The sequence below is a fragment of the Sporacetigenium sp. TC11 genome (genome assembly GCF_058146105.1).
In genome coordinates this window covers 475,711-493,638 of sequence record NZ_JBYVNY010000002.1, presented here as the reverse complement: position 1 = coordinate 493,638, position 17,928 = coordinate 475,711, and the positions used below count along the sequence as shown (strand labels likewise).

Sequence of the window (17,928 nt, the reverse complement as noted above, 5' to 3'; positions counted from 1 at the left end):
TTTATATACTAAGTTATTATGTTTTAAAACATATAATCAAAAGAATAACTTAGCAATTAAACAATATAAGATGAGTCATAGAAAATTTAATCCACCTAGGACCATAATCCACACAAATCACCTCGTAATTATATAAATTTCGTTTAAATAAATAAATAAAAACTCCCACAACAAGTGAGAGTTTTAGGACCAAATTAACCACTAAAATTCTTCACTCGTTGAGTTTTAACACTATATAGCTTTGGATTAACCAGCTACGTTAGATAAAGCCTTGATTTCGGCAGTGCCTGTTAACCCTTTGGCATCTCTCGATGTTTCAGGGTAGTAGCGTATATCTATATAGGAGCCTCGCCTAACGAGAAAATATTAAACTATCGTATTAATAATAACATATGTGTATAAAAAATGAAAGGCCTTCATAAAAGAAGGCATTTACAATAAATTGGTTATATTATTATTATATGTTATTTCTTTTATATCGGTATTATTAAATTTATCGGCAAATTTTTGCAATATAGCTTTTTCTAAACACTTTACCTTAGTACAACCGTCCAGTTGTTCAATAGATATAAATTTTTTATCTGCAGCATTATGTTTATAACATATATCAAAAACTAAATTCAGAGTATCCTCTATATTTATATTTCCTCTCATTCCATAATCCATATATGTGCATGCCATATCAAAATTATGATCATGAAACATAATAGATAAATCTTTAGCTAGCTCTTCAACACTTTTTGTGTAAGCCATAATAATTCCTCCTAACTAACTTTACTTAAGATTTCTATATGTAGGATATGCAAGTATTGTCATAAATATGATTAATGCATACAAATATTTAGTACAACTCAATTTCATAAATTTATCTTTTCTGTGATATAATAAATATAAAATTTTATAAAAGGAGGAAAAATATGTTATATAGGGAATTTGGAGCTACAGGGGAGAAGGTTTCTGAATTAGGTTTTGGATGTATGAGATTTCCTCAATTAGATGGGAAAATAGATGAAGAAAAATCTATAGAAATGATAAGATATGCAATAGATAATGGCGTAAATTACATAGATACAGCGTATATTTATCACGATGGAGAAAGTGAACCTTTTGTAGGGAAGGCATTGCAAGATGGCTATAGAGATAGTGTATATTTAGCTACAAAACTTCCATCATGGCTTATAAAGTCTAGAGAAGATATGGATAAATATTTAAATGAACAATTAGAGAAACTTCAAACAGACCATATAGATTTTTATTTAGTTCATTCTCTAAATGAAAAGTACTGGGATAACTTAACTAACTTAGATTTATTTGAGTTTTTAGACTCAATAAAAAAAGATGGAAGAGTAAAGCACGTAGGATTTTCATTTCATGATAAGTTAGATTTATTCAAAAAAATAGTAGATTCATATGACTGGTCTTTTGCACAAATACAATATAATTATTTAGATGAGTACTATCAAGCAGGGCTAGAAGGACTTGAATATGCTGCAAATAAAAATTTAGGTGTAGTTATAATGGAACCATTAAGAGGTGGAAAATTAGTAAATAATCTACCTAATGATATAATAGGAACGCTAAGTAGTGCACCAACAAAAAGAACTGCTGCAGAATGGGCTCTTAGGTTTGTATTAGATAAACCTGAAGTAAGTGTAGTGTTAAGTGGTATGGGAAATATAGACCAAGTAAAAGAAAATTTAAAAATAGTAAATGAAGCTATGCCTAATACTCTAACTTCTGAAGAAAAGCAATTTATAAATGAACTTAAAGATAAGTTTAAACAAAAAATAAAGGTAGATTGCACAGAATGTAAATATTGTATGCCATGTCCAGCAGGAGTTAATATCCCAAATTGCTTCACACATTTAAATAATGATTCTATGTTTAATGATAGAGAAAATATAAAAAAACAATATAGTATGTCTTTAGGTGAAAAAAGTAAGGCATCTAAGTGTGTAGAATGTGGTAAATGTAAAAATAATTGCCCTCAACAAATAAAAATAAGAGAGAAGCTAAAAGAAGTAGTGAGTATATTTGAAACTTAAAAGGCGTGATAAAAATGTATATATACAATATAGATAAAAAAGAGATTATAGAGGAAAAATTAGAAAATTGGTATGAAGAAAGTTTATATTATTTCATATTATGTAATCCTGACGAAATACAATTTTTTCAAAAGGATTTAAATTTAGATAGTTCTACAATAGATGACTGTTTAAACTTTGATGATATAGTTAGATTTGAAAATTTTGATGAGTATGACTTCATAAGTTTGAACAACTTTAAGCTTGAGAGCAATAAATTAGAAATAGAAGAAATAAATTTTTATATAGGATATAATTTTATAATATTAGTACTTGATGAAAGTAATTGTTTAAGTCAAAGTATGAAAAATATACTAGAAAACAAGTTACATATACAAGCAACACCAAAAAAGACTTTAAGTAGATTATATTACTTATTATTTAACTCAATCATAATAAATACTTTCGATATATTAGATAGAATAGAAGATGATATACAAAAAATAGAAGATGAAATAATAAAAAATACTAATAAAGAACAATTTGCCTCAATAAATGATATGAGACATATAACCAGAAAAATAGTAAAATACATAAGACCTCTTTTGTATATAGGAGATCAATTTGCTGAAGAAAATTTAAGATACTTAAACGAAGGTAAGTTGAGTCGATCTAATTTAAATAGTCTGCACAGTATAGATATTAGAATAAACAAGCTATATGATTTTTCCGTATCTTTAAAAGACTATTCCGATAAACTTTTATCGTTATATGATTCTGGTATAACATCAAAAACAAATGATATTGCAACTAAGATTGCACTATTTACAGGTATAATAGGGTCTATGACAGTTATAACAGGGATATATGGAATGAATTTTGATAATATGCCGGAATTAAGTTGGGAATACGGATATCCTTTAATACTTCTAATTATGGCATTTATAGCTATAGGAGCTTTTATTCTATTTAAAAAGAAAAAATGGCTATAATATTCTTATAATCAAAAAAGCGAGCAGTCAGCTCGCTTTTAGTATATAAAAATTACTGTTGTCTAGATTTATTGTATCTTAATCTATCGTGTTCATTTAACATTTTCTTTCTAAGTCTTATAGAATCTGGAGTTATTTCTACTAGTTCATCATCATTTATAAATTCAAGAGCTTCTTCTAAAGTAAATACTCTCGGAGGAGCTAATTTTACAGCATCATCTGAACCAGATGCACGAACGTTTGTTAACTTCTTATTTTTACATGGGTTAACAGTCATATCATCTTTTCTTGAGTTCATACCTATTACCATACCTGCATAAACTTCAGTAGTAGGCTCTATGAACATAGTTGCTCTGTCACTTAGGTTGTCAAGAGCATAAGCCATAGCAACACCATTTTCTTGAGATATTAAAACGCCGTTAGTTCTTTGTGGTATCTCACCTTTATGTTCTTCAAATCTTTCAAATGAACGAACAAGAGTACCTTCACCTCTAGTATCATTTATAAACTCGCTTCTAAATCCAAGCAAACCTCTAGTAGGCACTATAAATTCCATCTTAACATAATCGCCTTCAATTTCCATAGCTTCCATAAGGCCTTTTCTTACATTAAGCTTAGATATAACAGTTCCTGAATAAGTTTCTGGAACATTTGCTATAACTCTCTCAACTGGTTCCATTAATTTTCCATTTTCTCTATGCATTAAAACCTCTGGCTTTGATACTCCTATTTCATATCCTTCACGTCTCATATTTTCTAATAGTATAGATAAATGAAGCTCTCCACGGCCAGAAACCTTGTATCCGTCAGTTGTGTCTAGTGGTTCAACTTTAAGTCCTACGTTAACTTCAAGTTCTTTTTCTAGTCTATCCTTTAAATGTCTAGTTGTTACAAACTTACCGCTTCTACCAACAAAAGGTGAGTCGTTAACTAAGAAGTTCATAGATAGTGTAGGTTCTTCGATTTTTATAAGCTCCATAGGCATTGGGTTATCAATATTACATATTGTTTCACCTATAGATATATTTGGTATACCAGATATAACAACTATTTCACCACTACCTGCTTCTTTTACATTAACTTGTCTTAATCCTTCATATATAAATAGTTTAGATATTTTACCTCTTTCTACTGTACCTTCAGTTGTACATATAGAAACTGTATCGCCTTCTTTAATAGTACCTTTATAAACTCTACCTAAACCTAATCTTCCTATATAATCGTCATAAGCCAATGCAGATACTTGCATTTGAAGAGGTTCATTATCATAATCAGGATAAGCATTTACATGTTCTATTATAGTATCAAATAATGGAGAAAGGTCAGAACTTTCATCTTCTAATTCACGTTTAGCTATACCTTGTTTAGCTATACCGTATATTATAGGGAAGTCTAGCTGCTCATCGTTAGCATTTAAATCTACAAATAAATCAAATGCCATATCTACTACGTCTTCAGCTCTTTGATCTTTTTTATCAATTTTATTTATAAATAATATAGGTCTTAAACCTAATTCTAATGATTTTTGTAATACGAATCTAGTTTGAGGCATAGGACCTTCAGATGCATCTACTAGTAATACAACGGTATCAACTGTTTTTATAACACGTTCCACTTCTGATGAGAAATCAGAGTGACCTGGAGTGTCTACTATGTTTATTTTGTAGCCATTGTGGTTTATTGAACAGTTTTTAGAATATATAGTTATACCTCTTTCTCTTTCAAGGTCATTACTATCCATAACACAGTCTTGAACTACTTCATTTTCCCTAAAAACATTAGATTGGCCTAAGAAAGCATCAACTAATGTTGATTTACCTGCATCTACGTGGGCTATAACTGCTATATTTATTATTTTTTTTTCGTTTGTTGTCATTTAAAATCTCCTCTCGTTTGTGAATAACTTACTAAGTATAACATAACCCATGATGAAAGTAAATTGATAAATTTAACTGAATTGGCAAAGGAATTCAAATTTTAATATATATTTTGTAACATTCTAGATATGGAATAAATATGATATAATTGTGATGCTAAAATTACATAGTATATAAGGTAGGGATTAAAAATGGAAATTATATTAAAACATGATACTATAGATAAAAAAGAAGTTAAAAAAAGTATAAATTCCATGGTCATACCTGTAGTCATAGAAAGTATTCTTCAGATGACAGCGGGATTTTTCTTAATGGGAATGATAGGAAGATTAGATCCCATTTCTATAAGTTCATTTGGTATAAGCAATAGGATTATAAATATAGTATGGGCTATGATAAAAGGGGTAACAGTTGGAACGTCTGTATATGTAGCTCAAGCATACGGATCAAAAAACACACAAAACATTAAACATGTAGTAATTCAAACAATAATATTATTATTAGTTGTTATATTTATAATTCAACAGCTTATATTTTGGAATGCTAACTCAATTTTAAGAATATTTAATCCAGAACCACAACTCATGGAAATGGGAATTAGATGTTTAAAAACAGCTTCTTGGTCTTTGTATTTTTTAGGAATAATGGTTACAGTCACATCTACATTACAGTCTATGAGTAATTCTAAAACTCCTATGAAAATAACATTGCTTATGAACTGCGTAAGCGTATTTGCTGGATATTTATTTATATTTGGGAATTTTGGACTGCCAAACTTAGGAGTACAAGGTGCCCCTATAGGTATGATATTAGGTTATCTTGTATCGGCATATATAGGACTGTATATATTATTTAATAAGAAAAAAGGTGTAGTATATTTTGAAGAACACGATGAAGAAATAACATCAATTCTTAAAAATATAAAACCTGATATAAAACAAATAATAAATATATTTAAGGTAGGACTTCCCAGCTTTTTTGAAAATTCTTTTTGGCAAATAGCAACTATAATACTCACTAGAGCTGTACTTACCTATGGGGAGACATCACTTGCTGCATATCAACTTTGACTACAAGCTGAATCTATTTCATATATGCCGTCCATGGGATTTGCAATAGCTTCCACTGCCTTTGTAGGTCAAACTGTTGGAGCTAGAAATGAAAAATTAGGAAAGTTTTATATAAAAGAACTTGTAAGGGGTACAATACTTATAACTATTATAACATCTATACCACTTATATTATTCCCACGTCAATTGATGCTGCTTTTAACTAACGATCGAGATTTAATAAATATAGCAGCTATATACTTATTAGTTATGGGATTTGTTCAATTGCCAGGAAATTTATCTGGGGTAATTAATGGAGCTTTAAGAGGTGCTGGATATACAAAGGTGCCTATGGGAGTTTCAGCAGCAGGTATATGGGGAATAAGGATACCTTTAACGATAATTATTGTTTACTATACTAACCTAGATATTACTTGGGTGTGGGTTGCAATGGGAGTAGACTTATGTTTTAGATTTATTACAAGCTATATATTATATTCTAAAAAGGATTTATACAATAACGACAGCATAAGTAAAAATATTAGTTAAAGCCCTTGTATTTAATCAAGGGCTTTTATACTTTAATATTAGCCCATTTCTTATTTTTAAATCTAATAAACAATAATGTACCAAACAATGTATAGGCTATAAATTCAGAATACCAAATTCCGATAACACCTGTATTTAAAGTTATTATAAATAAATAACATAAAGGAATTTTTAATATCCATAACCTAGCAATAGAGAGATACATTACAGTTTTAGTATCTCCTGCACCTCTAAGTGCAGAAGATACTATAGTTAGTAGATTTAATGGCACTTGAGTTATGGCGACAGCTAATAGAGCAGAGCAAGTAGTATTGATTACATCTAAATCTTTGGTAAATCCAGATGCTATATATTTACCAAAGATTACAAATAATATTCCTATTAAAATAGCCCATGAAACTCCTATAATCAAAGACAAATATCCTGTAAATAAACTTTTATCTACATCCTTTTCTCCTAGCGATTTTCCCACTAATGCAGACGTAGCTATAGATATTCCAAGCGCAGGCATAAAAGATATAGAATCTATACTTATTATTATTCTAAATGCAGCCTCTTGTATTATATCTAACTTACTTACAATAACACCAGATACTAAAATAGCTGTTCTTATAAAAAGCTGTTCTATAGCCCCAGGATAGCTTATTTTCCACAGAGGTTTAAATATGTCCTTTTTAAATTTAAAATACTTTAGATTTAAGCCAAGTTCATTTTTTCCTTTAAATAATACGTATATAAAAAGTATACCACTTACAAATCTAGAAATAGAAGTAGACCAGGCCGCTCCATCCATTCCCATAGCAGGGAAAATACCGATACCAGTTATTAGTAGATAGTTTCCTATTATATTTATAATATTTGCTAAAAGTGTTATATACATAGGCGTTTTAGTATTTTCAACACCCCTAAGTTGTGCTGATGCAGCAAAAGATATAAATGAAAATAGTGTACTATAAGATACTATTTTGAAATAAGTTATACTCATATTTAAGGTACTTGAATTCATATCGTAAATATTTAGTAAGTTTTTAGCAAATATTATAGATATTAATCCTATTACAATAGAAATTAATATATTTATACATAGATTATGTGATGCAACAAAATTCACCTTATCACTATCGTGTTCTCCATGAAATCTTGAAATTAGTGCAGTGGCACCTATATTAAAGGAAGAAAATATAAATATTATAGTAAATATAAGTTGATTTGAAAAACCTGCAGCAACTAAACCTTCTGTTCCTAAAAGCCTACCAATCATAATTGTATCTACTATTCCAACTAATGTATTTAAACTCATTTCTATTATTGCAGGAATAGAAATTTTTAATATAGATGAAATTAAAGATTTGTTCTGAGAATATTGATTTAGGAAAACACTACTTTTATTTGATCTAATATTTATGTTCATATTTTATTAACTCCTTTGTAATTAAAAAGTAGTTTAGTAATAGTGTTTGATAAGAAAAATAAAATATTTATCCAATGTATTGAAAAAAATGCAATATTTTGTAGTATAATTAGAAAGATTATGATTATTTATATAAGTTAAGGAGAATATAGATGAAAAAATTAAGCAATTCTCAAAACAATTTCCTTAAATATGGATTTTTGATTTTCTTAATAGCATTGACCTTTTATTTGGTTTCTACTACCTTAGATATAAAAGCTTTATCTAAAATAATAGAATTAGCAGATAAAAAATATATTGTTTTAGGAATTATGGCTATGATTTTTTATATAATTATAGAAGCTAATATACTAAACATTATATTGAATACAGTACATAAAACCAAAAATAAATCACTTAGTATAAAAATAGCTATGATAGGGCTTTATTATAATTTGGTTACTCCTTTTGCAACTGGTGGCCAACCAGTACAAATTTATATGCTTTCAAGGTATGATGTTCCTGTAAGTAAATCTACCGCGTTAATAATAAATAAAACCATATTATTTCAAATAGTAGTAACACTTTACTGTGGGATAACAGCTTTGTTAAGTATAAATCTCTTAACTTCTAGTTTAAAAACTGTCTTGCCATTTATTATTACAGGTATAACGATGAATGTGATTATATTGGTAACTACCGTTTTTGTATTGTATAGCCCTGAAAAAATGAGGAGTATTATCAGAATTATAGAAAATTTCATAGTAAAAATAAAAATATTTAAAAAATTACAATATAGAGGAGTCAAATTTGATAAGTTTATAGATGATTATAATTTTGCAGTAAAATTAATGTTAAAAGATAGAAGAGCCATGGTTTATAGTATAGTCTTAACTATAATTCAATTAACTGTTTATTTTAGTATACCTTATTTTATATACAAATCATTTGAACTTACTGGATATACATATATATATTTATTAAAACTACAATCTTTTTTATATATGGCAATATCTGCTGTTCCAACTCCTGGAAACATTGGAGCAAATGAACTAGCATTTTATACTATATTTAGCTCTGTATTTCCTAAAGATATGATAGGATATTCTATACTTTTGTATAGTGGGCTAATTTACTACTTTGTTTTAATAGTAAATGGTATAGCTACTATAATATTTCATTGGAGAATAAAAAAAAGAGATAAAATTTCTTAGCTAATAAAAATAAAAAAGCAAATAGTGACATTATAGAGATATTAATAATATAATATATAAAACATAATTACCCATGACACCAAATAGCTACACATAATAAATATTAAAGGAGGTAGCTTATGTTTGTATCAGCAATATTGTGGGTTTTATTAGGTTCTATTGTATTACTAGGAATTTATGTTATATACGATGAAAAAATAGGTAGTAAAAAAGATAAAACTAATCTATAAAAGAAAGTAGGGGCAGATGCCCCTACTTTCTTTTGTATACCTTAAACACATAATCATAACTATCATTCGTATTATCTACATTAGGGTACACAGTTTCTATTTTCCATTCTTTTTCATCTATTTCTGGGAAAAATGTATCAGCATTAAAAACATTATCTATATGTGTAATGTATAATCGATCACAGTAATTTATAAGTTGTTTATATATATTAGAACCTCCAATAATAAAAACTTTTCTTTTATTATCTTTATTTATATTTGCTAATAATCTAAACAAATCATCTATATTATTAACAACATAACACTTTTGTAAAGTTATATCTTTCTTTGTTAAAACTATATTTAATCTATTAGATAAAGGCTTTTTAGGTAGAGATAAGTACGTATTATATCCCATAACAACAATACTATTTTGTGTAATATTTCTAAAATACTCCATATCTCCTTTTAGATAAGTTAAAAGGTTATTGTTTTTTCCTATACCCCATTTTTTATCAACAGCAACTATTATGTTGAGATAAGTAGATTTTTTCATACCAATCAATTCCTTTCTATAAAAATAAATTATATATTTTGTAATTATAAAAGAGATGTTTGCAAAACATAAATCATATAAGGAGGATGACAAAATTGAAAAGTATAGAAAGAATTAAAAATGTTTTATCATCAAAATATTTTAGATATATTTTTTTAGCCATAATTATGGGAATAACATTATATTTAGTAATAACCACCATAAATATAAATGATCTATCAAAAGCTATACAAAATGTAAATAAAAATTATATGATACTAGGAATGTTATTGATAATCTTAGATTCAGTACTAGAATCTTTAGTAATGAAAAATGTAATAGACAAAATATATAAAATTAAAAACAAGTTAATACCTTATAAAATAACTATAATGGCAATATATTACAATCTTATAACACCATTTTCGTCTGGAGGGCAGGCAGTCCAATTATATATGTTAGAAAAAGAAAAAATACCTATTGGTAAAGCATCATCCATAGTAGTAAATAAATTTCTGCTTTTCCATATAACTATTACATTGTATTCTTTAATACTTGCTATTTTAAACTTTAAAATACTTTTTACAAAGTTTTATAATGTATCAGGCTTAATTCTAGGAGGCATAACTATAAATTTTACAATATTCTTATCTATGATGCTGGTAGTATACAATCCTCATTTATTAAAAAATATTGTAATGAAAAGTAGTAGATATTTGTTAAAATTTAAAATTTTTAAAGATGTAGAAGAAAAAGTAAAAAAAACAGAAAAATTTATAGATGAATACAATACTTCTGCTAAGTTGGTTATCGATGATAAATCTTTTATAATAAAAAACATTCTGTTAACAACTATTCAAATTACTGTGTTATTTAGTGCATCTTATTGCGTGTACAGAGCTTTAGGATTAAGTGAAGTTTCTTATATATATATAATTACACTGCAATCGTTTTTATATATGTTTGTATCATTAGCACCTACTCCAGGAAATTTAGGAGCTAATGAGTTGGGATTTTATACTATATTTGGAACTATATTCTCACAAAACATAGTAGGTTATGCAATAATACTTTATAGTTTATTAGTGTATTACTTTAGTTTAGTGTTTAGCGGATTAATAACCATATTATTTCACTCTAAAGATAAAGGCAAATTTTCTTACTAATTATTTTTTGCTATATTTTAATAAGTGTAAAAGATTTTTATGTGGAAAACATATTTAGTAAGAAGGGAGAGTGACAATAATGAAAGATAATAGATTCAGAAAAGGTGAGTATGAAAATGCAGTAGAATATGCAAAAGATTTATTAAATAAAAGAGTAGGAATGTTGGAAATAATGGATAAAACAAACTTAAATGAAGATCAAATTCATAAAATACAAAGAAAAAGAGAAATGGAACTAAAAGATAAAGCAGAGGTAAGACATTTTTAAATATGTTATACATTATTTAAAAGCACTTCTTTTGAAGTGCTTTTAAATTGTTAAAGAGAAGTGAAATAATTAAGTTAAACAAAACACATCACGTGGTAATAATATATTCCTAGTAGGATAAACTACTGAAAATAAAAAAATAAATTCAAATAATCTACTTTATAGAATTATTCCAATTATTCCAAAATACATGATTTTGATCTTGTGATTTACGAATATCGTGAGTAGGGTAGGAACCTATTTCTCCTATAGGAGTCATAGCTACAACTCTATAGTTTTGTGGGATACGTAAAATTTGTTTTATTCTATTTTCATCAATAGAAGCTATCCAACAGGTTCCATAACCTTCATTAGTAGCAGCTAATACTAAATGTTCCATAGCTATAGCGCTATCTACTAAGTAGAATTCTTTGTCATCTATAACTCCAGATTGAATTGGGTCAGCAACAACAATGGCAACTAGAGGGGCTTGATTTAAAGAGTCAGCTGCACTGTTAACATCATTCATAACACAACTAGATAAATATTGCTTTTGTTGTATATTATCAACTAATATTATTTTAGGAGACATGTTGTTTTTCCATGATGGAGAATTTAAAAATGAATTTATTATTCTCTGAACTTTTGAATTATCGACAGGGCTATTAGTGAAATTTTTTATAGAGTCTCTTTTTTTGATAATATCGTAAAAATGCATAAATTCACACTCCTTGTATTCTCTTGATAATATTATTAGCAGAAAAAAAAATTCTTATTCTTGCACTTTTTCATGAATTTAATCATCTTTCTTGTTATATTACATTAAAATTTGATTAATATAATATATTTATCTTAAAAATTTAGTATTTGTATTGAAAATAAACGTTGAAAAATGTAATATATAAGTGATGCTTAATATAAGACGAAAGGAAGATATATATATGTTACAAGTTAATGGAGTAGGATTAAGGTTCGGAGATAAACAACTATTTAAAGATGTTAATATAAAATTTACAAAGGGAAATTGTTATGGGGTTATAGGTGCTAACGGTGCAGGAAAATCTACTTTTCTAAAGATAGTATCTGGAGAAATAGAAGCAAATGAAGGAAATGTATCTATAACAGAAAACGAAAGATTATCTGTTCTTGAGCAAAATCACTTCAAATATGATGAGGAGACGGTTTTAAATACTGTTATAATAGGTCACAAAAGACTTTATGAAATAATGGCAGAAAAAGATGCTCTATACGCAAAAGAAGATTTTACTGAAGAAGATGGAATAAAAGCTGCAGAACTTGAAGGTGAATTTGCAGATTTAGATGGTTGGGACGCAGAAACTAATGCAGAAGTATTGTTAATGGGATTAGGTATATTAAAAGATTTACACTATAAACAAATGAAAGAATTAACAGGTGGAGAAAAAGTTAAGGTTTTATTAGCACAAGCTTTATTTGGAAAACCAGAGATATTACTTCTTGACGAACCTACTAACCACTTAGATTTTAAATCAATAAACTGGTTAGAAAACTTTATAATGAACTTAGAGAATTCTATAGTTATAGTTGTATCACATGATAGACACTTCTTAAATAAAGTGTGTACTAATATGGTAGACGTTGATTTTGGTAAAATACAATTATATGTAGGTAACTACGATTTCTGGTATGAATCAAGTCAATTAGCTATGCAATTGATGAAAGATCAAAATAAGAAAACTGAAGAAAAAGCAAAACAATTAAAAGAATTCATAGCTAGATTTAGCTCTAATGCATCTAAAGCTAAACAAGCTACTTCTAGAAAAAAACAATTGGAAAAACTTACTTTAGAAGATATACAACCTTCTAGAAGAAGATATCCATTTGTTGGATTTACTCCTGAGAGAGAAATAGGTAATGAAGTTTTAGAAGTACAAAACTTAAGCAAAACAATAGATGGTGTTAAAGTTTTAGATAATGTAAGTTTTAGATTAGACAAAGACGATAAAGTAGCATTTATGGGTGATGAAATAGCTGTAACTACACTGTTTAATATTATAATGGGCGAGATGGATGCTGATGAAGGAAGCTTCAAGTGGGGTGTAACAACTTCTCAATCATATCTACCTAAAAACCATAACCAATATTTTGACGGTGTACACTATTCATTAATAGACTGGTTAAGACAATATTCTGAAGAAAAATCAGAGACATTTATAAGAGGATTCTTAGGAAGGATGTTATTCTCTGGAGAAGAAGCATTAAAAGAAGCGTCTGTATTATCTGGAGGAGAAAAGGTTAGATGTATGTTATCTAAGCTTATGTTATCAAATGCTAACGTATTAGTACTTGATGACCCAACTAACCACTTAGACCTTGAATCTATAACATCTGTAAATAAAGGTTTAGAAAACTTTAAAGATGTAATTTTATTTGCATCACATGACCATGAGTTTATTAGAACTATTGCAAATAGAATAATAGAGATAACTCCAAGTGGTATAATGGATAGAAAAATGGACTTCGATGAGTATTTAGAAGACTCTGCAATACAAAAACAATTACAAGAAATGTATAAAGCTTAAGTTAAGGCTTAGTCATTAATTATAAAAAATATCCTTTTAAAATTAAAAGGATATTTTTTTATGCTTATACAAGGTGTAATATACATACTACTTTTTAAAAATAAATATATGTTGATTTATATTTATCTACCTAGTATAATATAATCAGAACCTTTAAATCAGTCCAGTGAGGCTGTAAGGACCAAAGCTGAGATATGTAATCTTAGGCTTCTTACAGTTTGTAAGAAGCCTTTTTTGTTGGTTTAAAGGTATCTTTTAAATTAGTCCAGTGAGACTAAAAAAGGAGGAAAAATTAATGGAAGTTAAAGTATTAAACCAAAATTTAAACAATGAGCCTACATCTAGGGTAATAGAGGTAAATGAAAAATTACCTTTTAGAAAATCAATCTTACTAAGCCTCCAACATTTATTTGCAATGTTTGGTGCATCTGTATTAGTGCCAATATTGTTTAACATTGATCCAGCAACAGTATTATTTTTTAACGGAATCGGAACATTGCTATACTTCTTTTTAACAAAAGGAAAAATACCAGCATACTTAGGGTCCAGCTTTGCATTCATAGCTCCCGCATTTTTCTTAATGGATTCGGGTTATAGTTTTGAATATATTCAAGGTGGATTTGTTGCATCAGGACTTGTTTTTAGTATAGTTGCAATAATAATAGGATATACAGGAACGGGTTGGATTAAAAAATTATTTCCTCCAGCAGCAATGGGAGCTATAGTTACAATAATAGGATTAGAACTTGCACCAGTTGCAGCTGATATGGCAGGATTTCCAGTAGGTGGAGCAAATTCAGTTCAATTAAACTTAACTTGGGTAACAGTTTCAATGGTAACTATGTTAACAGTAGTATTATTTTCGGTATTAGGTAGAGGATTCATGAAGATTATTCCAATACTAATGGGTGTAATTGTTGGATATATATGTGCACTAACTTTAGGATTAGTAAACTTCAGTGAAGTTAGTAAAGCAAGTATATTGGCAGCACCACACATCCAGCTTGCAAAATTTAATCTTAATGCAATAATAACAATATTACCAGCTACATTCGTTGTAATTGCAGAACATATTGGACATTTAGCAGTTACAAGTAATATTGTAGGAAAGGATTTATCTGAAGACCCAGGTCTACACAGATCTCTTTTAGGGGATGGTTTATCAACTACACTTTCTGGTTTCTTTGGATCAGTTCCAACTACAACATATGGAGAAAATATAGGAGTATTGGCATTAACTAAAGTATATAGTGTTTATGTAATAGCAGGAGCTGCAATACTTTCAATAGTTCTTGGATTTTCAGGTACACTAGCAGCTTTTATAAGAAGCATACCTACTCCAGTTATAGGTGGAATATCATTACTTTTATTCGGAACAATAGCTACATCAGGATTAAGAACATTTATTGAAGAAAAGGTAGATTTTGCAAAATCAAAGAACCTAATAATGACATCTGTTATAATGATTGTTGGATTAAGTGGTATAAAAGTTGCAGTTGGACCAGTTGAGATCACAGGAATGGGATTAGCCACAATTGTAGCAATTATATTAAGTATATCATTTATGGTATTTGAAAAATTAGGATTAATGAATGAATAAAATATGATTTTTAGAGAATAATTACCTTAGACTATAGACAATTATCCAATTTAATAAATTAATTATTTTAAATATCCTTTTAATCCTAAAAATTAAAAGGATATTTTTTTGTGACATAATTTATTAAGAATAAGAAGCATTATAATATGTATATATACTTTATATTTAGTAAATTATATTTATATAAAGTAAAGATTTTTAAAAAAGGAAAGATACTAATGTATTCTAATAGAAGACGCTCTCATGTTCATTTTATTCATCAATATTATACAAATACAAAAGAGTATACTGGAACAAGGATTGTAGTATTTTGGGAAGACAGAGGAATAAAGGAGATAAAAGATATACATGATTTTAAAACTCACAAATATGAGAATCCAAAATTTAAAAATAATAAAGTTTCTAAATGGATAGTGGTAGAATGCCCATTAAAAAATTTAGTAAAAAAAGAAATGATAAATGAAAGCATTGATGGCAAATATAGGATGATTCATGTATTATACGAATCAATAAATAATGAACTAGAAAATTATATCGATAACATAGTGAAGTTGGAAATGAACAAATTAAACAATTTCTAGTAGGAATAAAAGAAAAATAAAAAAACTTGCAAAAATTTCAAAGGGACCTTATAATATAAAACAATATATAAACTACTAAAATTCTAAATTTGAGAGGAGAATTTATAATGGTGACTTTAGTTACGATAAAATTAAACACACAATTAAATCACCATCATCATAGATCCAAGGGGTTGTAACGTGAACGAATTTTAGTTCATAGATACAATCCCTAATTCCATTGGAAAAATTGGGGATTGTATCTATGATGGTTTAAAGATTAATCAAATGTTACTTACTAAATGATTAAGCCATATAGGTGCAAGCACCTATATGGCTTTTTTTTATATAAATTTAAAGGTGGGTGAAGAAATGGAATTTTTAAAAATTAAAGATGAAATGAATTATGCAAGAAAAAGATATGAAATCAAAAGAGATATGGAAGATATGTTTACAGGTGAAGGATATCTTCAAGTAGAACCATCAATATTTGATGACTATAATAACTTTACGTCTGTTAACGAAAAAATGCCAAGAGAATCTATGGTAAAAGTTTTAGATGGAAGTGGAAAAGTACTTATTTTAAGACCTGATATTACAATAAATATAATAAGAAATTTAATTCCAAGATGGGAAGAGAATCTCAAACTTAAACTTTTCTACAACTCTACGATTTATAAAAATAAGCCAAATTCAAATATTAAGGAATTTAGGCAAATAGGATGTGAATGCTTAGGTGAGCCTTCTTTAGATTCAGATAAAGAAATTTTAGGATTAGTTTTAAGAATATTAAAGAGATATAGTAATAATTTTATTTTAGAAATTGGAAGTAGTAAATATATCGATAGCTTTTTAAAAGAACTTAATTTAAAAGAAAATATAGAAAAACAAATAAAAGAATTAATATATAAAAAAAGCAAGTGTGAATTAATTAATTTCTTACAAAATTTAAATTTAGAAAAAGAAAAAAATGAGCTACTTATGAATATTTTAGATCTTGAAGGAAACTTAGAACATGTTATAAATAAAGCTAAACTTCTTTACATGAATGACGATATGAAAAAATCTATAGAGGAACTTATATTATTAAAAGAATTTATAGAAGAATCTGGATATATAAAATATATACATTTTGATTTATCAATGATTACTGTATTGGACTACTACAAAGGTGTAATATTTAGAGGTTATTATCCTAATTCTTATAAGGAGATTATAGGTGGTGGAAGATATGATTCTTTAACGAAAGTATTTGGTAAAGAAATTCCTGCTATAGGTTTTTCAATAAATTTAGACGAACTAATGAGAGTTATTTTATAGGGAGGTGACAAAATTGAGTTATATAACTATAGCACTATCAAAAGGAAGAATTGGCAATGAAGTTTGTAAAAAGTTAAAAAAAATGGGATTGGGAGACTCTATTGACTTAGATTCAAGAAAACTTATTTTTAAAGATGAAAAGAATAAAGTTATTTATATAAATGTTAAACCATCAGATGTAGTGACATACGTAGAAAAAGGAGTTGCTGATTTAGGCGTAGTTGGTAAAGATACTCTCTTGGAAAGTGAACAAGATGTATATGAAATACTTGATTTAGGTTTTGGTAAATGTAAATTTTCAATAGCAGGAATAAAGGGTCAAAGTATTTATAGAAAAGATGAAGTATTAAAAGTAGCTACTAAATATCCTGAAATAGCTAAAAAGTATTTTAAAGAAAGAGAACAAAAAATTGAAATAATAAAATTAAATGGGTCTGTAGAATTAGCTCCATTAGTTGGTCTTTCTGATGTAATAGTAGATTTAGTTGAAACAGGGAATACTTTAAAAGCAAATGGCCTTGAAATAATAGAAGATATGTTTGATATAAGTTCTAGACTAATATCAAATAGGGTAAGTTATAGATTTAAATTTGATAGAATCCAAAGTATAGCAAAATTATTTAAGGAGGATTAAT

The 17,928-nt window shown here is 27.6% G+C and carries 17 protein-coding genes and 1 riboswitch; of the genes, 12 read left to right on the top strand and 5 right to left on the bottom strand.

Annotated elements, in window-relative coordinates:
* Window positions 1–203 precede the first annotated feature (203 nt).
* Window positions 204–367, bottom strand: a riboswitch (M-box (ykoK) riboswitch).
* 65 nt (window positions 368–432) lie between these two features.
* Complete coding sequence (locus ACUSRV_RS05435; RefSeq protein ID WP_490140911.1) at window positions 433–753, bottom strand: hypothetical protein; 321 nt, start codon at window positions 751–753, stop codon at window positions 433–435.
* 164 nt (window positions 754–917) lie between these two features.
* Between ACUSRV_RS05435 and ACUSRV_RS05430 the strand changes: the two genes are divergently transcribed.
* Both ACUSRV_RS05430 and ACUSRV_RS05425 read left to right on the top strand, forming a co-directional pair.
* Window positions 918–2,045 (top strand): aldo/keto reductase, encoded by a 1,128-nt coding sequence (locus ACUSRV_RS05430; RefSeq protein WP_490140910.1) that lies wholly within the window; start codon window positions 918–920, stop codon window positions 2,043–2,045.
* Between the two features lie 14 nt (window positions 2,046–2,059).
* On the top strand, window positions 2,060–3,016 hold the full coding sequence (locus tag ACUSRV_RS05425; RefSeq protein WP_490140909.1) for a magnesium transporter CorA family protein: 957 nt from the start codon (window positions 2,060–2,062) through the stop codon (window positions 3,014–3,016).
* 52 nt (window positions 3,017–3,068) lie between these two features.
* On the opposite strand, the gene typA is transcribed toward ACUSRV_RS05425, so the two are convergent.
* Entirely contained in the window at window positions 3,069–4,892 is a 1,824-nt protein-coding gene (typA, locus tag ACUSRV_RS05420) for a translational GTPase TypA (protein ID WP_490140908.1), read from the bottom strand.
* 192 nt (window positions 4,893–5,084) lie between these two features.
* On the opposite strand from typA, the gene ACUSRV_RS05415 reads away from it, so the two are divergent.
* Both ACUSRV_RS05415 and ACUSRV_RS05410 read left to right on the top strand, forming a co-directional pair.
* Window positions 5,085–5,963 carry an MATE family efflux transporter gene (locus ACUSRV_RS05415; protein ID WP_490140907.1) on the top strand — a complete coding sequence of 293 codons (879 nt, stop codon included), beginning with the start codon at window positions 5,085–5,087 and terminating at the stop codon, window positions 5,961–5,963.
* A 15-nt stretch (window positions 5,964–5,978) separates the two neighbouring features.
* Window positions 5,979–6,491 carry an MATE family efflux transporter gene (locus ACUSRV_RS05410; RefSeq protein ID WP_490140995.1) on the top strand — a complete coding sequence of 171 codons (513 nt, stop codon included), beginning with the start codon at window positions 5,979–5,981 and terminating at the stop codon, window positions 6,489–6,491.
* 25 nt (window positions 6,492–6,516) lie between these two features.
* Here the strand turns inward: ACUSRV_RS05410 and ACUSRV_RS05405 are convergent, their stop codons facing one another.
* Window positions 6,517–7,902, bottom strand: a complete 1,386-nt coding sequence (locus ACUSRV_RS05405) for an MATE family efflux transporter (protein WP_490140906.1) — start codon at window positions 7,900–7,902, stop codon at window positions 6,517–6,519.
* A 152-nt stretch (window positions 7,903–8,054) separates the two neighbouring features.
* On the opposite strand from ACUSRV_RS05405, the gene ACUSRV_RS05400 reads away from it, so the two are divergent.
* A complete protein-coding gene (locus ACUSRV_RS05400; RefSeq protein ID WP_490140905.1) occupies window positions 8,055–9,095 on the top strand; it encodes a lysylphosphatidylglycerol synthase transmembrane domain-containing protein in 1,041 nt (346 codons plus the stop codon).
* A 252-nt stretch (window positions 9,096–9,347) separates the two neighbouring features.
* Here the strand turns inward: ACUSRV_RS05400 and ACUSRV_RS05395 are convergent, their stop codons facing one another.
* Window positions 9,348–9,860: a dihydrofolate reductase gene (locus tag ACUSRV_RS05395; RefSeq protein WP_490140904.1), complete on the bottom strand. Its 513-nt coding sequence runs from the start codon at window positions 9,858–9,860 to the stop codon at window positions 9,348–9,350.
* Window positions 9,861–9,955: 95 nt separating this feature from the next.
* Between ACUSRV_RS05395 and ACUSRV_RS05390 the strand changes: the two genes are divergently transcribed.
* Window positions 9,956–11,005 carry a lysylphosphatidylglycerol synthase transmembrane domain-containing protein gene (locus tag ACUSRV_RS05390; protein ID WP_490140903.1) on the top strand — a complete coding sequence of 350 codons (1,050 nt, stop codon included), beginning with the start codon at window positions 9,956–9,958 and terminating at the stop codon, window positions 11,003–11,005.
* Between the two features lie 79 nt (window positions 11,006–11,084).
* Window positions 11,085–11,273, top strand: coding sequence for a hypothetical protein (locus ACUSRV_RS05385; RefSeq protein ID WP_490140902.1), 189 nt, complete (start codon window positions 11,085–11,087; stop codon window positions 11,271–11,273).
* A 154-nt stretch (window positions 11,274–11,427) separates the two neighbouring features.
* Here the strand turns inward: ACUSRV_RS05385 and ACUSRV_RS05380 are convergent, their stop codons facing one another.
* The gene (locus ACUSRV_RS05380; protein WP_490140901.1) at window positions 11,428–11,970 is read right to left on the bottom strand and encodes a nitroreductase family protein; all 543 of its coding nucleotides are present in this window, start codon (window positions 11,968–11,970) and stop codon (window positions 11,428–11,430) included.
* A gap of 223 nt (window positions 11,971–12,193) precedes the next feature.
* Between ACUSRV_RS05380 and ACUSRV_RS05375 the strand changes: the two genes are divergently transcribed.
* From ACUSRV_RS05375 to hisG, 5 genes are all read left to right on the top strand, one after another.
* Window positions 12,194–13,813, top strand: coding sequence for an ABC-F family ATP-binding cassette domain-containing protein (locus ACUSRV_RS05375; RefSeq protein WP_490140900.1), 1,620 nt, complete (start codon window positions 12,194–12,196; stop codon window positions 13,811–13,813).
* Window positions 13,814–14,108: 295 nt separating this feature from the next.
* Window positions 14,109–15,413 (top strand): uracil permease, encoded by a 1,305-nt coding sequence (gene uraA / locus ACUSRV_RS05370; RefSeq protein WP_490140899.1) that lies wholly within the window; start codon window positions 14,109–14,111, stop codon window positions 15,411–15,413.
* A gap of 218 nt (window positions 15,414–15,631) precedes the next feature.
* Window positions 15,632–15,994 (top strand): hypothetical protein, encoded by a 363-nt coding sequence (locus ACUSRV_RS05365; RefSeq protein WP_490140898.1) that lies wholly within the window; start codon window positions 15,632–15,634, stop codon window positions 15,992–15,994.
* 351 nt (window positions 15,995–16,345) lie between these two features.
* Entirely contained in the window at window positions 16,346–17,293 is a 948-nt protein-coding gene (locus ACUSRV_RS05360) for an ATP phosphoribosyltransferase regulatory subunit (RefSeq protein WP_490140897.1), read from the top strand.
* 13 nt (window positions 17,294–17,306) lie between these two features.
* Complete coding sequence (gene hisG, locus ACUSRV_RS05355) at window positions 17,307–17,927, top strand: ATP phosphoribosyltransferase (RefSeq protein WP_490140896.1); 621 nt, start codon at window positions 17,307–17,309, stop codon at window positions 17,925–17,927.
* Window position 17,928: the final 1 nt, after the last annotated feature.

Coding starts and splice junctions, on each gene's coding strand:
- ACUSRV_RS05435 (WP_490140911.1), bottom strand. CDS start 753: ATGGCTTACACAAAAAGTGTTGAAGAGCTAGCTAAAGATTTATCTATT.
- ACUSRV_RS05430 (WP_490140910.1), top strand. CDS start 918: ATGTTATATAGGGAATTTGGAGCTACAGGGGAGAAGGTTTCTGAATTA.
- ACUSRV_RS05425 (WP_490140909.1), top strand. CDS start 2,060: ATGTATATATACAATATAGATAAAAAAGAGATTATAGAGGAAAAATTA.
- typA (WP_490140908.1), bottom strand. CDS start 4,892: ATGACAACAAACGAAAAAAAAATAATAAATATAGCAGTTATAGCCCAC.
- ACUSRV_RS05415 (WP_490140907.1), top strand. CDS start 5,085: ATGGAAATTATATTAAAACATGATACTATAGATAAAAAAGAAGTTAAA.
- ACUSRV_RS05405 (WP_490140906.1), bottom strand. CDS start 7,902: ATGAACATAAATATTAGATCAAATAAAAGTAGTGTTTTCCTAAATCAA.
- ACUSRV_RS05400 (WP_490140905.1), top strand. CDS start 8,055: ATGAAAAAATTAAGCAATTCTCAAAACAATTTCCTTAAATATGGATTT.
- ACUSRV_RS05395 (WP_490140904.1), bottom strand. CDS start 9,860: ATGAAAAAATCTACTTATCTCAACATAATAGTTGCTGTTGATAAAAAA.
- ACUSRV_RS05385 (WP_490140902.1), top strand. CDS start 11,085: ATGAAAGATAATAGATTCAGAAAAGGTGAGTATGAAAATGCAGTAGAA.
- ACUSRV_RS05380 (WP_490140901.1), bottom strand. CDS start 11,970: ATGCATTTTTACGATATTATCAAAAAAAGAGACTCTATAAAAAATTTC.
- ACUSRV_RS05375 (WP_490140900.1), top strand. CDS start 12,194: ATGTTACAAGTTAATGGAGTAGGATTAAGGTTCGGAGATAAACAACTA.
- uraA (WP_490140899.1), top strand. CDS start 14,109: ATGGAAGTTAAAGTATTAAACCAAAATTTAAACAATGAGCCTACATCT.
- ACUSRV_RS05365 (WP_490140898.1), top strand. CDS start 15,632: ATGTATTCTAATAGAAGACGCTCTCATGTTCATTTTATTCATCAATAT.
- ACUSRV_RS05360 (WP_490140897.1), top strand. CDS start 16,346: ATGGAATTTTTAAAAATTAAAGATGAAATGAATTATGCAAGAAAAAGA.